The 15,204-nt window shown below is 67.7% G+C and carries 15 protein-coding genes; 5 read left to right on the top strand and 10 right to left on the bottom strand.

Annotated elements, in window-relative coordinates:
- The first annotated feature begins 456 nt into the window (after positions 1-456).
- Positions 457-1,161 carry a TetR/AcrR family transcriptional regulator gene (locus QNN99_RS01635; protein ID WP_229964674.1) on the top strand — a complete coding sequence of 235 codons (705 nt, stop codon included), beginning with the start codon at positions 457-459 and terminating at the stop codon, positions 1,159-1,161.
- Positions 1,158-2,882 carry an MDR family MFS transporter gene (locus tag QNN99_RS01630; protein ID WP_229964673.1) on the top strand — a complete coding sequence of 575 codons (1,725 nt, stop codon included), beginning with the start codon at positions 1,158-1,160 and terminating at the stop codon, positions 2,880-2,882. The genes QNN99_RS01635 and QNN99_RS01630 overlap by 4 nt, the downstream gene beginning before the upstream one ends.
- Before the next feature lie 67 nt (positions 2,883-2,949).
- Here QNN99_RS01630 and QNN99_RS01625 read toward each other — a convergent pair whose 3' ends face one another.
- The 4 genes from QNN99_RS01625 to QNN99_RS01610 form a co-directional block, all read right to left on the bottom strand.
- Complete coding sequence (locus tag QNN99_RS01625) at positions 2,950-3,420, bottom strand: NUDIX hydrolase (RefSeq protein ID WP_229964672.1); 471 nt, start codon at positions 3,418-3,420, stop codon at positions 2,950-2,952.
- Positions 3,421-3,424: 4 nt separating this feature from the next.
- A complete protein-coding gene (locus QNN99_RS01620) occupies positions 3,425-3,937 on the bottom strand; it encodes a prepilin peptidase (protein WP_229964671.1) in 513 nt (170 codons plus the stop codon).
- 84 nt (positions 3,938-4,021) lie between these two features.
- Positions 4,022-5,299, bottom strand: coding sequence for an RNA 5'-3' helicase PhoH2 (gene phoH2, locus QNN99_RS01615; protein WP_229965043.1), 1,278 nt, complete (start codon positions 5,297-5,299; stop codon positions 4,022-4,024).
- A gap of 254 nt (positions 5,300-5,553) precedes the next feature.
- Positions 5,554-6,315, bottom strand: coding sequence for an isoprenyl transferase (locus tag QNN99_RS01610; RefSeq protein WP_229964670.1), 762 nt, complete (start codon positions 6,313-6,315; stop codon positions 5,554-5,556).
- Positions 6,316-6,549: 234 nt separating this feature from the next.
- Here QNN99_RS01610 and trhA point away from each other — a divergent pair, with 234 nt between their 5' ends.
- Complete coding sequence (gene trhA, locus QNN99_RS01605; RefSeq protein ID WP_229964669.1) at positions 6,550-7,290, top strand: PAQR family membrane homeostasis protein TrhA; 741 nt, start codon at positions 6,550-6,552, stop codon at positions 7,288-7,290.
- A 34-nt stretch (positions 7,291-7,324) separates the two neighbouring features.
- Here the strand turns inward: trhA and QNN99_RS01600 are convergent, their stop codons facing one another.
- From QNN99_RS01600 to mca, 3 genes are read right to left on the bottom strand one after another with little or no spacing between them, the layout of a single operon-like run.
- Positions 7,325-9,547: a thioredoxin domain-containing protein gene (locus QNN99_RS01600; RefSeq protein ID WP_229964668.1), complete on the bottom strand. Its 2,223-nt coding sequence runs from the start codon at positions 9,545-9,547 to the stop codon at positions 7,325-7,327.
- Positions 9,548-9,556: 9 nt separating this feature from the next.
- Positions 9,557-9,874, bottom strand: coding sequence for a hypothetical protein (locus tag QNN99_RS01595; protein ID WP_229964667.1), 318 nt, complete (start codon positions 9,872-9,874; stop codon positions 9,557-9,559).
- Positions 9,875-9,922: 48 nt separating this feature from the next.
- Positions 9,923-10,840: a mycothiol conjugate amidase Mca gene (mca, locus tag QNN99_RS01590; protein ID WP_229964666.1), complete on the bottom strand. Its 918-nt coding sequence runs from the start codon at positions 10,838-10,840 to the stop codon at positions 9,923-9,925.
- 58 nt (positions 10,841-10,898) lie between these two features.
- Between mca and QNN99_RS01585 the strand changes: the two genes are divergently transcribed.
- A complete protein-coding gene (locus QNN99_RS01585; protein WP_229964665.1) occupies positions 10,899-11,360 on the top strand; it encodes a DUF4307 domain-containing protein in 462 nt (153 codons plus the stop codon).
- Between the two features lie 251 nt (positions 11,361-11,611).
- Positions 11,612-12,103 (top strand): transcription elongation factor GreA, encoded by a 492-nt coding sequence (greA, locus tag QNN99_RS01580; protein ID WP_229964664.1) that lies wholly within the window; start codon positions 11,612-11,614, stop codon positions 12,101-12,103.
- Positions 12,104-12,112: 9 nt separating this feature from the next.
- On the opposite strand, the gene QNN99_RS01575 is transcribed toward greA, so the two are convergent.
- Genes QNN99_RS01575 through QNN99_RS01565 form a run of 3 tightly spaced genes read right to left on the bottom strand, consistent with a single transcriptional unit; the run spans position 12,113 to position 15,186 of the window.
- Complete coding sequence (locus tag QNN99_RS01575; protein ID WP_229964663.1) at positions 12,113-12,715, bottom strand: rhomboid family intramembrane serine protease; 603 nt, start codon at positions 12,713-12,715, stop codon at positions 12,113-12,115.
- 3 nt (positions 12,716-12,718) lie between these two features.
- Positions 12,719-13,960 carry a threonine ammonia-lyase gene (gene ilvA, locus QNN99_RS01570; protein ID WP_229964662.1) on the bottom strand — a complete coding sequence of 414 codons (1,242 nt, stop codon included), beginning with the start codon at positions 13,958-13,960 and terminating at the stop codon, positions 12,719-12,721.
- Complete coding sequence (locus tag QNN99_RS01565; protein ID WP_229964661.1) at positions 13,957-15,186, bottom strand: AI-2E family transporter; 1,230 nt, start codon at positions 15,184-15,186, stop codon at positions 13,957-13,959. The genes ilvA and QNN99_RS01565 overlap by 4 nt, the downstream gene beginning before the upstream one ends.
- Positions 15,187-15,204 lie beyond the last annotated feature (18 nt).

Below are 15,204 nucleotides of genomic sequence, written 5' to 3'. Positions count from 1 at the left end.
CGGCAGCAGGCGGACTCCGACCTCGGTGTTCACCTGCACGCTCTGATCTCCGGCGCTGACGGCGCATCCGCCCAGTGCGGCGCCGTTCCGCGCCGCCACTTCCCCCGCCACCGCACACGGGTCCCCCGCCCGCAGGCCCCGCACGGTATCGGCAGCTGCCAGTGCTGACAGGTCTGCCGCCGTGGGGGGGGGGGGGGGGGGGGCCCCCCCCCCCCCCCCCCCCCCCCCCCCCCCCCCCCCCCACAACCGACCAGACCCCCCCCCCCCGCGCTCAGCTCCCCCCGCCCGGGCCGGGGCCCCCGGCCCCGCCCCCCCCCCCCCTTCCGTGTTCCCGTCCGTTCCTGACATCCCCGCCAGTTCCTGACATCCCCGCGAACTGGCAGAAACTGCGTCTCTCAGCCCTGAGAAGGACGCGTGAATTTGCACTACATGGTCAGAAGTGTAAATATTCACTCCGTGACGAATAGTGCATCCGAGGAGAACTGCGGCCTCCGCGAGCGGAAACGCATCGCAACCAAGCTTGGGATTATCACCGCCGCGCGTTCCCTGACCGCCGCCCGCGGTGTCAACGGGTTCACCGTCGAGGAGCTCTGCGAGCGGGTGGGCATTTCCCGGCGCACCTTCTTCAACTACTTCGCCGCCAAGGAAGACGCCATCCTGGGCTCCCCCGCCGACGAAATCCCGGCGGATTTGGCCGAACGGTTCATTGCCGGCGGCACAAAGTCCGATCCCGGGAGCCTCTCCCCCTCGCTGCTGGCCGATTTTGTGGACTTCGCCGTCGCCCTGATGGACCGCATGGCGATCTCCCGCGAAGAAATGACCGCACTGAAGGAAGCCGTTGCCGCCGAACCCCGGCTGCTCGAAAAGGTCCTGCACGGCTCCCGCGAGGCGGCCGCAGCCATGGCGGCCCTGCTCACGGCCCGGGAGGGACTGCCGGCCGAGGATCCCCGCATCCAGGCCACACTGACCCTGTTCGGCTGCCTCACCGAGCGGGCCGGGCCGGCCTTCTTCGAACGGGAGAACGCCCGCGCCTACCGGACGATCCTCACCGAAACCGTCACCGCCCTGCAGCAGCTGTTCGCCGCGGCCGCACCGCTTCCAGGCGTTTCCCCTCCCGCACTTGCACCCACCCCTTCCACCTCTTCCAAGGACCTGCCATGACCACCACCGCCGCGCCTGCTACCGGGCCGCTGCTGCTGACCCAGAAACGCATCTGGATCATCTTTTCCGCGCTGATCTCAGGCATGCTGCTCGCCAGCCTCGACCAGACCATCGTGTCCACCGCCATGCCCACCATCGTGGGCGAGCTGGGCGGCGTCGAGCACCAGACCTGGATCACCACCGCTTACCTGCTCGCCACCACCATCGTGATGCCGATCTACGGCAAGTTCGGCGACGTACTGGGCCGGCGGAACCTGTTCCTGTTCGCGATTGCCCTGTTCACCCTGGCCTCGGTCGGCTGCGCCTTCGCCACCGATTTCTGGGGCTTTGTCATTTTCCGCGCCATCCAGGGCCTCGGCGGCGGCGGCCTGATGATCCTGTCGCAGGCCATCATTGCCGACATCGTTCCGGCCAACGAACGCGGCAAGTACCTCGGCCCGCTGGGCGGCATCTTCGGCCTCTCCGCCGTCGCCGGTCCCCTGCTGGGCGGCTTCTTCGTGGATCACATGACGTGGCAGTGGGCGTTCTACATCAACATTCCGATCGGCATCATCGCGTTCCTGATCGCTTTCTTCACGCTGACCCTGCCGAGCAAAAAGGCCACCAAGCGCATCGACATCGGCGGTGTCGTACTGCTGTCCATCGCCACCACCTGCCTGATTTTCTTCACCGACTTCGGCGGCCGCGACGACTACGGCTGGACGCACCAGATGACCCTGCTCTGGGGCGCGGGCATGCTGGTTGCGGCGGCGCTTTTCGTGATGGTGGAAAACCGCGTGGCGGACCCGATCATCCCGATGAGCCTGTTCAAGAACCCGATCTTCGTCAACAGCACCGCCATCGGCTTCACCCTGGGCATGGGCATGTTCGCCGCCCTGGCCTTCGTGCCGACGTTCCTGCAGATGTCCACCGGCACCTCCGCCGCCGTGTCCGGTCTGCTGATGCTGCCGATGATGGTGGGCATGATGGGCACCTCGATCTACTCCGGCCTGGCCATCACCAAGCACGGCACCTACAAGAAGTACCCGATCATGGGTGCCGCCCTGGTGATCCTCGCCATGCTGTGGATGACCACGCTCTCCGCCGACACCCCGGTCTGGGTCATCTGCGCCCAGCTGTTCGTGTTCGGCGCCGGCCTCGGGTACATCATGCAGGTGGTGGTGCTCGTGGTGCAGAACTCCGTGCCCGTGGACCAGATCGGCACCGCAACCTCGTCCAACAACTACTTCCGCGAGGTGGGCGCCTCCCTGGGCGTGGCCATCTTCGGTGCCATGTTCACCTCGCGCCTCTCCGACAACCTGCATGAGGTCTTCACCAAGGCCGGCTTCGATCCATCGGCCGCCGGCGAGGCCACCGCCACGCTGCAGCCCTCAGTGATGGACCAGCTGCCCGAACCGGTCCAGGACGGCATTGTGACCGCCTATGCGGATTCCCTGGCACCGGTCTTCTGGTACCTGATTCCGTTCCTCGTAATTGCTCTCGTGCTGGCCGTGTTCCTGAAGCAGATTCCGCTCTCAGACGTCGCCGGCATGGTGGCCCGCGGTGAGGCCGTCTCCGGCCCGGAGGCCGACCGCCTCGAGGCCGAGCGCGTTGCAACCGCGAAGGGATCGTCCCCGGCAGCCGCGGCAGAAGCTAAGGACGCCGACGGCGACGGCGGCGGCGACGGCGGTGCTCCGGCAGCCCGCAACAACCCGGCAGCGCGCAACAACGACGCCGGATAGCCGCAGCCGCAATAAAAGCAGCAGCGCAGGCCTCCTCTTTCCTTCGGGAAGGAGGAGGCCTGCGTCGTCAGCGGGAAAAGGCGGGGACGCCGTCCGTCTCCAGCGCCAGCCGGAGGAGCAGGGTGTGCCGCTCGCTCAGCGGCGGCAGCTGGTCCAGGGCAAACCAGCCGACGTCGGTGGACTCGTCGTCGTTGACCCGCGCCGTTCCGCCCTCGTAGCGGCAGCGGAAGGCCACGTTGAGGAAGGAGCACTGGTCGCCGTTGGGGAACGTGATGGGGCCGTGGGAGCCGACATGGATGAGGTGCTCAACGGCGGCGGTGATGCCCGTTTCCTCCTCCACCTCGCGCAGCGTTCCGGCGGCCGGTTCCTCCCCGGGCTCGAGCATTCCCGTGATCAGGGTCCACCGGCCGTCGTCCGCCCGCTTGACCAGCAGCACCTGCTGCTCCTCGTTGAAAACGACCCCGGTGATCCCCGGCAGCCAGAGCAGGTCATGGCCGATCTTCTTCCGCAGGGACAGGACAAAATCAGGGGTGGGCATGGCTCTACTGTAGGCCAGGCAGCGCCATGGCCAGGGCGGCGCCGGCCAGCATGAACGGCCCGAAGGCAATTGCCGTCTTGGCCGTTCCGCGGCGCGAGAGGATCAGCCACACCCCCCACAAACCGCCCAGGACAAACCCCGCAACGGTGCCGGCGAGCACGTACGGCCATCCCGCGAAGCCCAGGTACAGCCCCAGGACTCCGGCCAGTTTCACGTCCCCGAAGCCCAATCCCGAGGGATTGCTGAAGCGCAGCAGGAAGTAGGCGCTGAAGAGCACGACGCCGGCCAGCACCATCGCGGCAATGCGGGCTGCATCGCCTGCCGCGAGGGCGGCCGTGCCCAGCAGCAGCGCCGACACCGGATAGGCGGGCAGCACGATCCGGTTCGGCAGGCGGTGCGTCGCCGCGTCCACGGCGGCGAGCCGCACGGCCAGCACCAGGAAGTACGCGGTGGCCGCGCACAGCATCCAAAAGGCCGCCCCGCCCAGTGACCGGTACTCCCCCAGGATCCCCACCATGGGACCACGGTACGTCATAACCGCGGCCCGGGAGCCGGGCCGGCGCCGCCCTGTGGACAAACCGGCCCGGCCCGGAGGCCAGCCTCAGCCGATCTGCCCGTCTTCCAGCAGCTCCGTCACGAGCGCGGCTATGGGCGAGCGTTCGGAGCGGGTCAGGGTGATGTGCCCGAACAGCGGATGCCCCTTGAGCGTTTCGACGACGGCGGCCACCCCGTCGTGGCGCCCCACCCGCAGATTGTCGCGCTGGGCGACGTCGTGGGTGAGGACCACTCGTGAGTTCTGGCCGATCCGGGACAGCACGGTCAGCAGCACATTCTTCTCGAGTGACTGCGCCTCATCCACGATCACAAAGGAGTCGTGCAGGGACCGGCCCCGGATGTGGGTCAGCGGCAGGACCTCCAGCATGCCCCGGTCCAGGACCTCCTCGAGCACTTCCTTGGAGACCAGGGCCTCGAGCGTGTCGAAGACCGCCTGCCCCCACGGCCCCATTTTTTCGGCCTCGGTGCCCGGCAGGTAGCCCAACTCCTGGCCGCCGACGGCGTAGAGCGGACGGAAGACCACCACCTTGCGGTGTTCGCGGCGCTCCAGCACCGCTTCCAGTCCGGCGCAGAGGGCCAGCGCGGACTTGCCGGTGCCCGCCCGGCCGCCCAGCGAGACGATGCCGACCTCCGAGTCCATCAGCAGGTCGATGGCCAGCCGCTGCTCCGCCGAGCGTCCGTGCAGGCCGAACACGTCGCGGTCGCCGCGCACCAGCCGCACCTGCTTGTCCGCTCCCACCCGGCCGAGGGCCGATCCCCGGCTGGAGAGCAGGACGACGCCGGTGTTCACCGGCTGCTCGGCGGCCGCCGGAATGAACACCGGATGGTGCTCGTACAGGCCATCGACGTCGGCTTCCGCCACGGCCAGTTCGACGACGCCGGTCCAGCCGCTGTCCCGGACCAGGTCGCTGCGGTATTCATCGGCGTTCAGGCCCACGGCCGATGCCTTGACCCGCATCGGCAGATCCTTGGAAACAACGGTGATGTTCCGTCCTTCATCCGCCAGGTTCCGTGCGACGGCGAGGATCCGGCTGTCGTTGTCGGTGCCCCGGATGCCGGCCGGCAGCACGTCCACCGACACATGGTTCAGTTCCACCCGCAGGGTTCCGCCGGATTCCCCCAGGGGGATGGGGGCGCTCAGCCCGCCGTGCTCAATCCGCAGGTCATCCAGCAGGCGCAGGGCCGCCCGGGCAAAATATCCCAGTTCCGGATCATGGCGTTTCTTTTCCAATTCGGTGATGACCACCAGCGGCAGGATGACCTCGTGCTCGGCAAACCGCAGGATTGCCTTCGGGTCCGAGAGCAGCACCGAGGTGTCCAGCACGTAGCCTGCCGGGTCGCCGCCGGCGCCGGGTGCTGCGGCTGCCGCCGGAGCGGCAGAGGAAGAGGTTCGCGGGGAGGAGGATATGGCCACGGGAAACTCCAGTCAGGGGCGCTGCCCCGGATCGCTGGGCGGAGAGATCAGCGGGTTGCTGATCATTAGCACCAAGGTACGCCGGACGTGCCCGGCGCCGCAGCAGGACACGGTCCTGTTCCTGCGTCTTCGCGGCGGGTTTACCTGCCGTTCACCCGCGGATTTCAGGAACCGAAGCGGCGCTGCCTGCTGGCGTAGTCGCGGAGGGCACGCAGGAAGTCCACGCGGCGGAAGTCCGGCCAGAGTGCCTCGCAGAAATAGAATTCGCTGTACGCGCTTTGCCACATCAGGAATCCGGAGAGCCGCTGCTCGCCCGAGGTGCGGATCACCAGCTCCGGGTCCGGCTGGCCGCGGGTGTAGAGATACTCGGCAATCTGGGTGTCGCACAGCTCTTCGGTGATCTCGGCTATCGTCTTGCCGTGCGCAGCGGCGTCGTTCAGGAGTTCCTTGACCGCGTCGACGATTTCCCGCCGGCCGCCGTAGCCGATGGCGACATTGACGTGCAGTCCGTCGGCGTCGCTGGTGCTGCGGCCCAGGGCGTTGAGCTTGTCGGCCAGGTTGGCCGGCAGGATGTCCAGGGCTCCGACGGCGTTGACCCGCAGGTCGCCCTTCTCCCCCAGCCGGTCCAGCGTGTTGCCGATGATGTCCAGGAGCGGCTCCAGCTCGTCGGCGTCGCGGTTCAGGTTGTCGGTCGAGAGCATGTACAGCGTCACCCGGCGCACGCCCATCTCCTGGCACCAGCCCAGGAATTCCAGGATCTTGTCGGCCCCTGCCTGATGGCCGTCGCTGGTCGGAGCGCCTGCCAGTTTCGCCCAGCGGCGGTTGCCGTCCACCATGACGCCGATGTGCTCGGGGATGCGGTCCCCGGCCAGGCTGCGGCGCAGCTTGCGCTCGTAATAGGCATACACAACGCCTGGAAACCTCATGCGGAGCCGCACCTGCCTGTCCTGTGTGCCGGAGGAAAAACGTCTCCGCGGTGGTGGGAGGCGCACTAAAAAGTGTATTCCCAAAAAGGCGCCCGCACTTTCCTCGTGAAGCGGCGCGCTCCGCTGCGGTCCGCAACCCGCAGCCGGACACACAGCCGGGCACGGAGTGCTGCGGCGGGCCGGACGCTGCCGACGGCTCCTTAACCTACTGCTCCGTAGGTTAGGATTTTCAGCATGGCATCTTCATCGTCGTCAGCCCCGCCCGAGCGGGATCCGAACTCCCGCAGCACTCCCGGCCCGGTGGAATCCGCCGTCGAGCACGTTGCCGACATCCTGGAGATCAAGCCGAAATTCCGCGGCTGGCTGCATGCCGGCGCCACCCCGTTCGCCCTGGCCGCCGGTATCATCCTGGTTGTCCTGGCCCCGACATCCGGAACCCGGATCGCGTCCGCGGTCTACGCTGTCACCGGTGTCCTGCTCTTCGGAGTCTCAGCGGTTTATCACCGGGGCAACTGGTCGCCAAAGGTGAAGCGGATGCTCAAGCGGCTGGATCACACCAACATCATGCTGGTGATTGCCGGCTCCTACACGCCGCTGGCCTGGGCCCTGCTTCCGCCCGAAAAAGCCAAGGTGCTGCTCTGGTTCATCTGGGGCGGCGCCGTTGCCGGAGTTGTTTTCCGGCTGGTGTGGCTCAACGCGCCGCGCTGGCTGTACACCCCGGTCTACATTGCCCTGGGGCTGGCTGCGCTGATCTACATTCCGGATTTCTTCGCGGTGCTTCCGGCCGCGGCCGTGCTGGTCTGCGTGGGCGGCGCCATGTACATCATCGGCGCCGTGATCTACGCGATGAAGAAACCCAATCCGTCGCTGGACTGGTTCGGCTTCCATGAGATTTTCCACGCCTTCACGCTGGCCGGCTTCGCCTGCCACTACAGCGCCATTCTGATGGCGGTGCTGTCGGTCGGCGCGTCCTAGCGCAACCCGGGCGGCGCGTCCCGGCGCCACCTGCTCAGCCCTCGCCGAGCAGTTCCTTCAGCTCTGCGGCCGTGCTGACCGGCCGGCGGCACACCATTCCCCGGCACAGATAGGCAACTGCCGGTTCGGCGCCGGGATCCCGCCCCTCCAGCAACGGCACGCCGGTGCTGCCGGCCGATCCGCTGCCGTCCGATTCGCTGCCGGGCTCCGTCTTCGCGCCGGGCACCACCCGCCAGGCGACCACCAGGCCCGGGCCGCCGGCGTCCCGCGCCGCGCGGAGCAGGGCCTCCACTGCCGGCTCCTCGGTGCCCGTCACCGCCAGTTCCCGGGGCCCGTCAAGCAGGAACTGCAGCACCGACATGGCCCAGCCCACGGCCTGGGGTGCACGCGGCGCCACGACGTTCACATGGGCCAGCAGGGACTGCGCCAGCGCCCGGTGCCGCTGGGACCCCGAATAGGCGGAATAGGTCAGCAGGGCACCGGCGAACAGCGCGGCTCCGCTGGGCGTGGGGCCGTCCAGTGGATCTGCGGCTGCTTGCGCCCCCTGGGCATTAACCAGCTGGTTGGGACGAATGGCGGTGTCCTGCAGCTGGCCTCGGGTCAGGAACCGGTCTTCGGCCGCTGAAACCAGGAATTCGGCCGCGGTGAACCACTGCTCGCTGCCGGTTGCGGCGAACAGTGCGAACAGCCCTTCGGCCGCTGCGGCGTAGTCCTCCAGCTGACCCTCAAAGGACGACGCGCGCCCGTCGTGGGAGACGCGCCTCAGCGTGGGCCCCACCCGGTGCACGCGCAGCAGGTAGGCCGCTGCGTCCTCGGCCGCGCTCCGGATCCGGCGCGCGGCCTCGTGCTCCCCCGCATCGGCCAGTACGACGGCGGCTCGGGCCAGCGCTGCCACGGCCAGCCCGTTCCACCCGGCCACCACCTTGTCGTCCCGTTCCGGCTGCGGACGCCGGTTCCGGGCGGCCAGCAGGGCAGGACGGCAGCCGAGCCACAGCTCCTCCTCGGCAGCGTTTAACCGGCGGCCGAAGTGCAAAGTGCTTCCGGCACCGCCGTCGGGCCCGGGTGTTCCGCCGTGGGCGGCCATGTTCCCGGAGTCCAGGTCCAGCAGGCCGCTGACGGCCGCAGCGGCTTCGTCGCCCAGGACCTCCGTCAGCTCTGCCGCAGTCCAAATGTAGGTGCCGCCTTCCACCCGGTGGCCGTTCATCACGGTGTCCGCGTCCAGGGAGGAGGCGAAGCCGCCGTCGGCGACCTGCAGCCGGGTGATCATCCAGTCAGCCGTTTCGCGGGTCACGCGCAGGGCAAGCCGGCGGTCCCCGGCGTCCTGGGCGGTCCGCGCCCACTGCGCATACAGGGCCAGCAGCTGCACGTTGTCGTACAGCATTTTTTCGAAGTGCGGCACCGCCCATCGGCGGTCAACGGTGTATCTGGCGAAGCCGCCCTCGAGCTGGTCGTACAGGGCACTGCGTGCCATGGCGCCGAGGGTGCGGTCCGCCAGCGCCGCGGCGTCGGCGGCGGTGGAGGCACCGCTGCCGGCGTGGGCCAGCAGGAACCGCAGCACGGTGGAGGGCGGGAACTTCGGTGCGCCGCCGAAACCGCCGAATTCCCGGTCCTCGAGGGTAACCAGGGCTTCAACTGCCGCCGACAGGGTGCGGCCCGACTCGGCTTCCGCCTCCGCGCCGGCACCGTCGTCACCGTCCAGCGCACCCGAAGCCAGCGCATCAGCTTGGATCGGGCCCAGCAGCCGCCGGTTTCCCTGCTGGCCGGAGGCCAGATGCGCGGCCAGCTGCGCGGCGCTCCGCTCGACCTCCTCCGGCCGGTCCGTCCAGGCCGTGGACACGGCTTCCAGGACGTCGCGGAAGGAGGGCAGTCCCTGGGCGGGGCGCGGCGGAAAATACGTGCCGGCGTAAAACGTCCGGCCATCCGGAAGAGTGAAAACGCTCATCGGCCAGCCGCCCTGGCCGGTCATGGCCTGCGTGGCCGCCATGTAGACGGCGTCCACGTCGGGACGTTCCTCGCGGTCCACCTTGATCGAGACGAAGTGTTCGTTCAGGTAGGCGGCGAGCGCCGGGTCTTCGAAGGATTCGTGCGCCATGACATGGCACCAGTGGCAGGCGGCGTATCCCACCGAGATGAAGACCGGCACGTTCCGCCGCCTTGCCTCGGCGAAGGGTTCATCCCCGAAGGGCCACCAGTCCACCGGGTTGCCGGCATGCTGGCGCAGGTAGGCCGAAGCCTCGTCGCGGAGTCTGCCGGCCATGTCCTGCTCCTAGCCGCGTTCGGGGGAACGCGGCGGTCCGCCGTCGTTCCCGGTCGCCGGACGCTGCGAATCGGGGCCAAGGTCCTCAGCGCTGGGGATGAAGACGTCGGAGCTGATGCCGGTGCGCGCCTGCTCGCGGTAGCGGACCCGCCGGACGCGCTTGACCATGTCGCGGATGAGGAAAACGATTGCCAGCACCAGGAACAGGGTCGCGAGGAAGCCCAGCAGGCCGGGAGTGACATCCGCGATGCTCAGGCCGGATTTGAGCTCGCCTTCCTCGGTTCCGCCTGGATTGACGAGCAGGGGCAGGCTGTACAGGAAGTTCACTAGGTATCTCTCTCTTGGCAGCGGGCGGCTTCACGCCGTCCCTGCCCTCTATCGTATGCCAGCGAACAGGTCAGTTTCCGGCAGTTCAGTCTCTACTCTTGACTCGATCAGCGAATAGTCCTCCCACGGCCACACCTTCCGCTGCGTCTCGCAGTCAACGGCAAAGAAGAACCCCTCCGGATCAACCTGGGTTTGGTGGCTCTTCAAAGCCCGGTCCCGGGCCTCGAAAAAGTCTCCGCACTGGATTTGCGTAGTGGTGGGATGCGTGGGTGCCGGAGGCTGGTGGCCCTCGGTGTCGGCTTCCTGCCAGGCCGCGATGCGCTCGGCGTACGGCGAGGCGATGCCTTCCTCCACTAGCGCCTGATGCAGTGCCCGGAAGCGCTCGGGGTTGAAGGCGCGGTCGTAGTAGAGCTTCAGCGGTTCCCAGGCTGCGCCCGTGCCCGGATACTTGTCGGGGTCTCCCGCGGCATTGAACGCCTCGACAGCCACCTTGTGGGCCATGATGTGGTCCGGATGCGGATAGCCGCCGTTTTCGTCGTAGCTGATGATGACGTGCGGGCGGAACTCACGCACGAGCTTTACCAGGGGCGCCGCTGCGGTCGGCAGCGGTTCCAGGGCGAAGCATCCCGCGGGCAGATCCGGGAGCGGATCACCCTCGGGCAGTCCGGAATCCATGAAGCCCAGCCAGCGGTGCTGCACGCTCAGTTCCCGCTGCGCGTTGGCCATCTCGTGCCGCCGCAGTCCGGCGAGGTCCCGCTTCGCCGCTGCGCTGGATTCCATGGCCGGATTCAGCACGCTGCCGAGTTCCCCTCCGGTGCAGGTGGCCACCATCACGTCGACACCCTGTGCCGCATAAAACGCCATCATCGCCGCACCCTTGCTGGCTTCGTCGTCGGGATGAGCGTGCACGGCCAGCAGCCGCAGCGGTGCTGACTGGCTGGAATTGTTCTTTGAGGCGGTCGACACGAAGCAGCTCCTGGTGGGTCGGCGAAAGGTGGACGGCAAACTCGGATAAAATGGAGAAGTGAGCACTGAGGAAGGTCCTGTCAAGCAGCCAGCCCCCGAGCAGACCCCGGATGGTTTTCCGTCCGCAACAAGATTAGCCAATCGGTACGGCACCCCCAAGCCGGGCCTGTCCCGCCGGACCAAGACCATCATCGGCGGCGCCGCGGTGCTGCTGGGGTGCGCCGGAGCCGCGTGGATCGCTGTCCCCTCGCCCGGCGGCGACGTGACCTTCAAGGACGTGGGTTTCAGCATCCCCGACAGCGGCAGTGCCGTCATCGATTTCCAGGTCACGAAGGACCGCGACGTGACAGCCACCTGCGCGGTCCAGGCCCTGAACGACGCGTACGCAGTGGTGGGATGGAAGCAGATCACCATCGGTCCCGCGGAGGAAGAGACCACCGGCCAGCGGGTGGCCATCCGCACGGATTCCCTGGGCGTCACCGGCGGCGTCAATGCCTGCTGGATCACCGAGGAACCCTAGCCCCGGCCGGCGATGCACGGCGGCGCATGCGGTGCAGGTTTCCGGCGGATTACCAAGCCCGCAGGGTTCTTGGGTAAACGCGCTTGGCGAACTAGTATGGAGCCTACGTTATGCCCCGCCCAGGTGATCAGCACAGTGACCGGTCACCGCCCGGCGGGGTCTTTGCTTGTCAGGCCATTCCGGCCCCCAAAGCGTATTCGCACCTGCCGGACCAGATCGTTTGGTCCGGTCGTCACTAAAAGGAGAGACCCGTGTCCACCAACAGCGCACCCGCCGCTTGGCTCACTCAGGAGTCTTACGACCGTCTGAAGGCCGAACTGGATCACCTGTCCGGTCCCGGCCGCACGGAAATCGTGGCCCGTATTGAGCAGGCCCGGTCCGAGGGCGATTTGAAGGAAAACGGCGGGTACCACGCAGCCAAGGAAGAGCAGGGCAAGGCCGAGGCCCGCATCCGCCAGCTGACTCACCTGCTGCGGACCGCCCACGTGGGTGAGGCCCCGGCCGACGACGGCATCGTGGAACCCGGCATGCTCGTCGAAGCCAAGATTGCCGGCGACGTGGAGACCTTCCTGCTGGGCAGCCGCGAAATCGCCGGCGACTCGGACATCAACGTCTACAGCGAGAAGTCGCCCCTCGGCGCGGCCATCCAGGGCATGAAGGCCGGAGACGTGGCCAATTACACCGCCCCGAACGGCAAGAGCATCTCGGTGGAGATCATTTCCGCCAAGCCCTACTCCAGCTGATTTTCGGCGTTACAGCGGGTCCTTCCATCGGGAGGGCCCGCTTTTGCTTGTCCGTCCGCGCTGCCGGTGCCGGCTGAGCAGCACCGCCGCCAGCACTCCCCCGGCGGCACCGAAGAGATGCGCCTGCCAGGAGACACCGATCGACACCGGCAGCACGCCCCACAGCAGCGAGCCGTACACCAGGAACAGGATGCCCCCAAGCAGCAGCTGCACCAGGTCCCGGTTGTAGATGCCGCGGACCATCAGATAGGCGAAAAGCCCGAAGACGACGCCGGAGATTCCCACCGTCAGCCCGCCCCCAAAGAGCCACACCCCCAGCCCCGACGCGAGCCAGGACGAGGCCAGCACCACCAAGTAGCGCCGCACGCCCTCCAGCAGGGTGAGGAAGGAAAACACCACCAGCGGCAGCGTGTTTCCCAGCAGATGGTTGATCCCGGCGTGGAGCAGCGGGCCGAAGAGGATTCCGTCCAGCCCGTCCACCCGGCGCGGCAGGATGCCGAGTTGATGCAGCACCGCGGGACCGGCGAACAGGGCCAGGAGATAGCATCCCCAGACCAGGGCGGCCAGTCCGAGCGAAACGAAGAGGGCCGTCCTGGCCCGGTTGGCAAGCACGCCCTACCCGTGCAGCACGATCGGCTGGAACCCCTGCGCGCGCAGGTTGTTCAGCACAAGTTCGCAGTGTTCGTGGCCCTTGGTTTCCATGTTGATGGTGATGGCGACGTCCCCCATGCTGATTGATCCGCCCACCCGGGTATGGTCGACGCCGGTGACGTTGGCGTCCGACTCCGCGATGATCCGGGAGATGGTGGCCAGCGAGCCCGGGCGGTCATCCAACAGGATGCGCACGACCAGGTACCGGCCTGCGGCTGCGAGGCCGCGCTGGATGACCTTCAGCATCAGCATCGGGTCGATGTTGCCTCCGGAAAGGATCACCGCCGTGTTTCCCGGGTTCTCGATCTTGCCGTCCATCAGCGCCGCCACGCCCACGGCACCGGCCGGCTCGACCACCATCTTGGACCGCTCCAGCAGGAAGATCAGGGCCCGTGCCAGCGAGTCCTCGCTGACGGTCACGACGTCGTCCACCAGCTCCTTGATGATGGAGAAGGGCAGCTGGCCCGGACGCCCCACGGCAATGCCGTCGGCGATCGTGGATACCTTGGTCAGCGGCACCAGCGCGTCGGCAGCCAACGACGGCGGGTAGGCGGCGGCGTTTTCGGCCTGCACGCCAATGATGCGGACTTCGCGTCCAAGTTCCTTCGCCCGGGTCTTGATGGCCACGGCCACGCCGGCCAGAAGACCTCCGCCGCCCACGCCCATGAGCACGGTGTCGACGTCCGGAATCTGTTCCAGCACCTCCAGCCCGATGGTGCCCTGCCCGGCCACCACGTCCACGTTGTCGAACGGATGCACAAAAACGGCGCCGGTCTCGTCGGAGTAGCGCTGGGCTTCGGCGAGGGCTTCGTCCACGTTGTGCCCGTGCAGCACGACCTCCGCTCCGTGGCCCTGCGTGGCCGCCAGCTTGGGCAGCGCCACCCCCAGGGGCATGAAGATCCGGGCCTTGATGCCCAGGCGCGCGGCCGCGACGGCGACGCCCTGGGCGTGATTGCCCGCTGATGCGGCAACCACTCCGCGGTCCCGTTCCGACGGGGAGAGCTTGGCCATCCGGACGTAGGCACCGCGGACCTTGAACGATCCGGCCCGCTGCAGGTTTTCACACTTCAAATAGACATTCGAGCCGGTTAGCCGCCCCAGTGCCCGGGACATCTCGATGGGGGTCCGGGCAATCACACCGTCCAACAGCTTGGCGGCCTCCTCAATGTCGTCGAGGGTCACAGGCAGTTGGGACAGGTCAGTCACGGTCGCTTCTCGTCTTCTGCGTTGTCTTCCAACGCGTTTTCGGTTTCATCGGTTCTGGGGGGCTGCCCGCCGGCGGCCGCGAACACGGGATCGCGGGCCAGTGCGGGGTCCCCCTCCCATCCCCTGGCGGCGATGTAGCGCACCACGGTGTTGAGGATGGCGAGCAGTGGAACGGAGAAGAGAGCGCCGGGAATGCCGGCTGCCAGCGTCCCGCCGGTGACGGCCAGGATCACGGCCAGCGGGTGCAGGGCGACGGCCCGGCCCATGATCAGTGGCTGCAGGATGTGCGACTCCAACTGCTGGACCAGGAGCACGATGCCCAGCATGATCAGGGCGTTCACCCAGTCATTCGCGACAAGGGCGAGCAGGACGGCAACGAAGCCGGTGACAAACGCGCCGATCAGCGGGACGAAGGAGCCCAGGAAGACGAGGACCGAGAGCGGCAGTGCCAGCGGAACCCCGATGATTGCCGCGCCTGCGCCGATGCCGACGGCGTCGATGAACGCCACGAGCAGCTGCACCCGGACGTAGTTCACCATGGACTCCCAGCCGTGGATGCCGGCGCCGTAGGCGCCGGGGCGGGCACGGCGCGGCAGCAGGCCGGCGGTGAAGCGCCAGATGCGGTGGCCGTCCAGCAGGAAGAAGACCAGGGCGAACAGGGTCAGCAGCACGCCCGCGGCAAAGTGTCCGGCACCGGTGCCAACGGAGAGCGCACCGGACACGATGTTCGCTGAATTCTGCTGCAGCGTATTGGTGGCTTCCTGCAGCAGGGTGTCCATCTGGGTGGTGGTGATGCGCAGCGGACCGTCGGCGAGCCAGTCCTGGATCTGTCCCACACCGGACAGGGTTTCTCCCCACAGATCCCGGAACCCGAGAGCCAGCTGCCGTCCGACCAAGGTCAGGGCGGCAACGATCACGCCGAGGAAGGTGACGATTGTGACGGCCACCGCCAGCCCGCCCGGCACCTTGTTGCGGCGCAGCCAGGTGGTGATCGGTGAAAGCAGGCCCGCCAGCAGGGCGGCAATCATCAGGGGAATGATCAGCAGGGAAAAGTTGCGCAGGATCCAGACCAGGCCGGCGGCGACCACCAGCACCACGCCCAGCCGCCAGGCCCACGCTGCGCTGACGCGGAGCGCGTACGGCACGTCGTCGTTCCCCCTGCCGGAGCGGACAGCCGCAGCCTGCACCGCTTTGGACGCGGCGATGCTTCGTGCATGAGGTCTCATGCGCTCATCTTTCCACAC

This window comes from Arthrobacter sp. zg.Y820 (assembly GCF_030125555.1).
Lineage (GTDB): Bacteria > Actinomycetota > Actinomycetes > Actinomycetales > Micrococcaceae > Arthrobacter_B.
This window is presented reverse-complemented; position numbering and strand designations above follow the sequence as displayed.

Excerpts from the sequence above, each read along its gene's own strand:
- QNN99_RS01630 (WP_229964673.1), top strand. The coding sequence starts at position 1,158 with ATGACCACCACCGCCGCGCCTGCTACCGGGCCGCTGCTGCTGACCCAG.
- QNN99_RS01625 (WP_229964672.1), bottom strand. The coding sequence starts at position 3,420 with ATGCCCACCCCTGATTTTGTCCTGTCCCTGCGGAAGAAGATCGGCCAT.
- QNN99_RS01620 (WP_229964671.1), bottom strand. The coding sequence starts at position 3,937 with ATGGTGGGGATCCTGGGGGAGTACCGGTCACTGGGCGGGGCGGCCTTT.
- QNN99_RS01610 (WP_229964670.1), bottom strand. The coding sequence starts at position 6,315 with ATGAGGTTTCCAGGCGTTGTGTATGCCTATTACGAGCGCAAGCTGCGC.
- trhA (WP_229964669.1), top strand. The coding sequence starts at position 6,550 with ATGGCATCTTCATCGTCGTCAGCCCCGCCCGAGCGGGATCCGAACTCC.
- QNN99_RS01600 (WP_229964668.1), bottom strand. The coding sequence starts at position 9,547 with ATGGCCGGCAGACTCCGCGACGAGGCTTCGGCCTACCTGCGCCAGCAT.
- QNN99_RS01565 (WP_229964661.1), bottom strand. The coding sequence starts at position 15,186 with ATGAGACCTCATGCACGAAGCATCGCCGCGTCCAAAGCGGTGCAGGCT.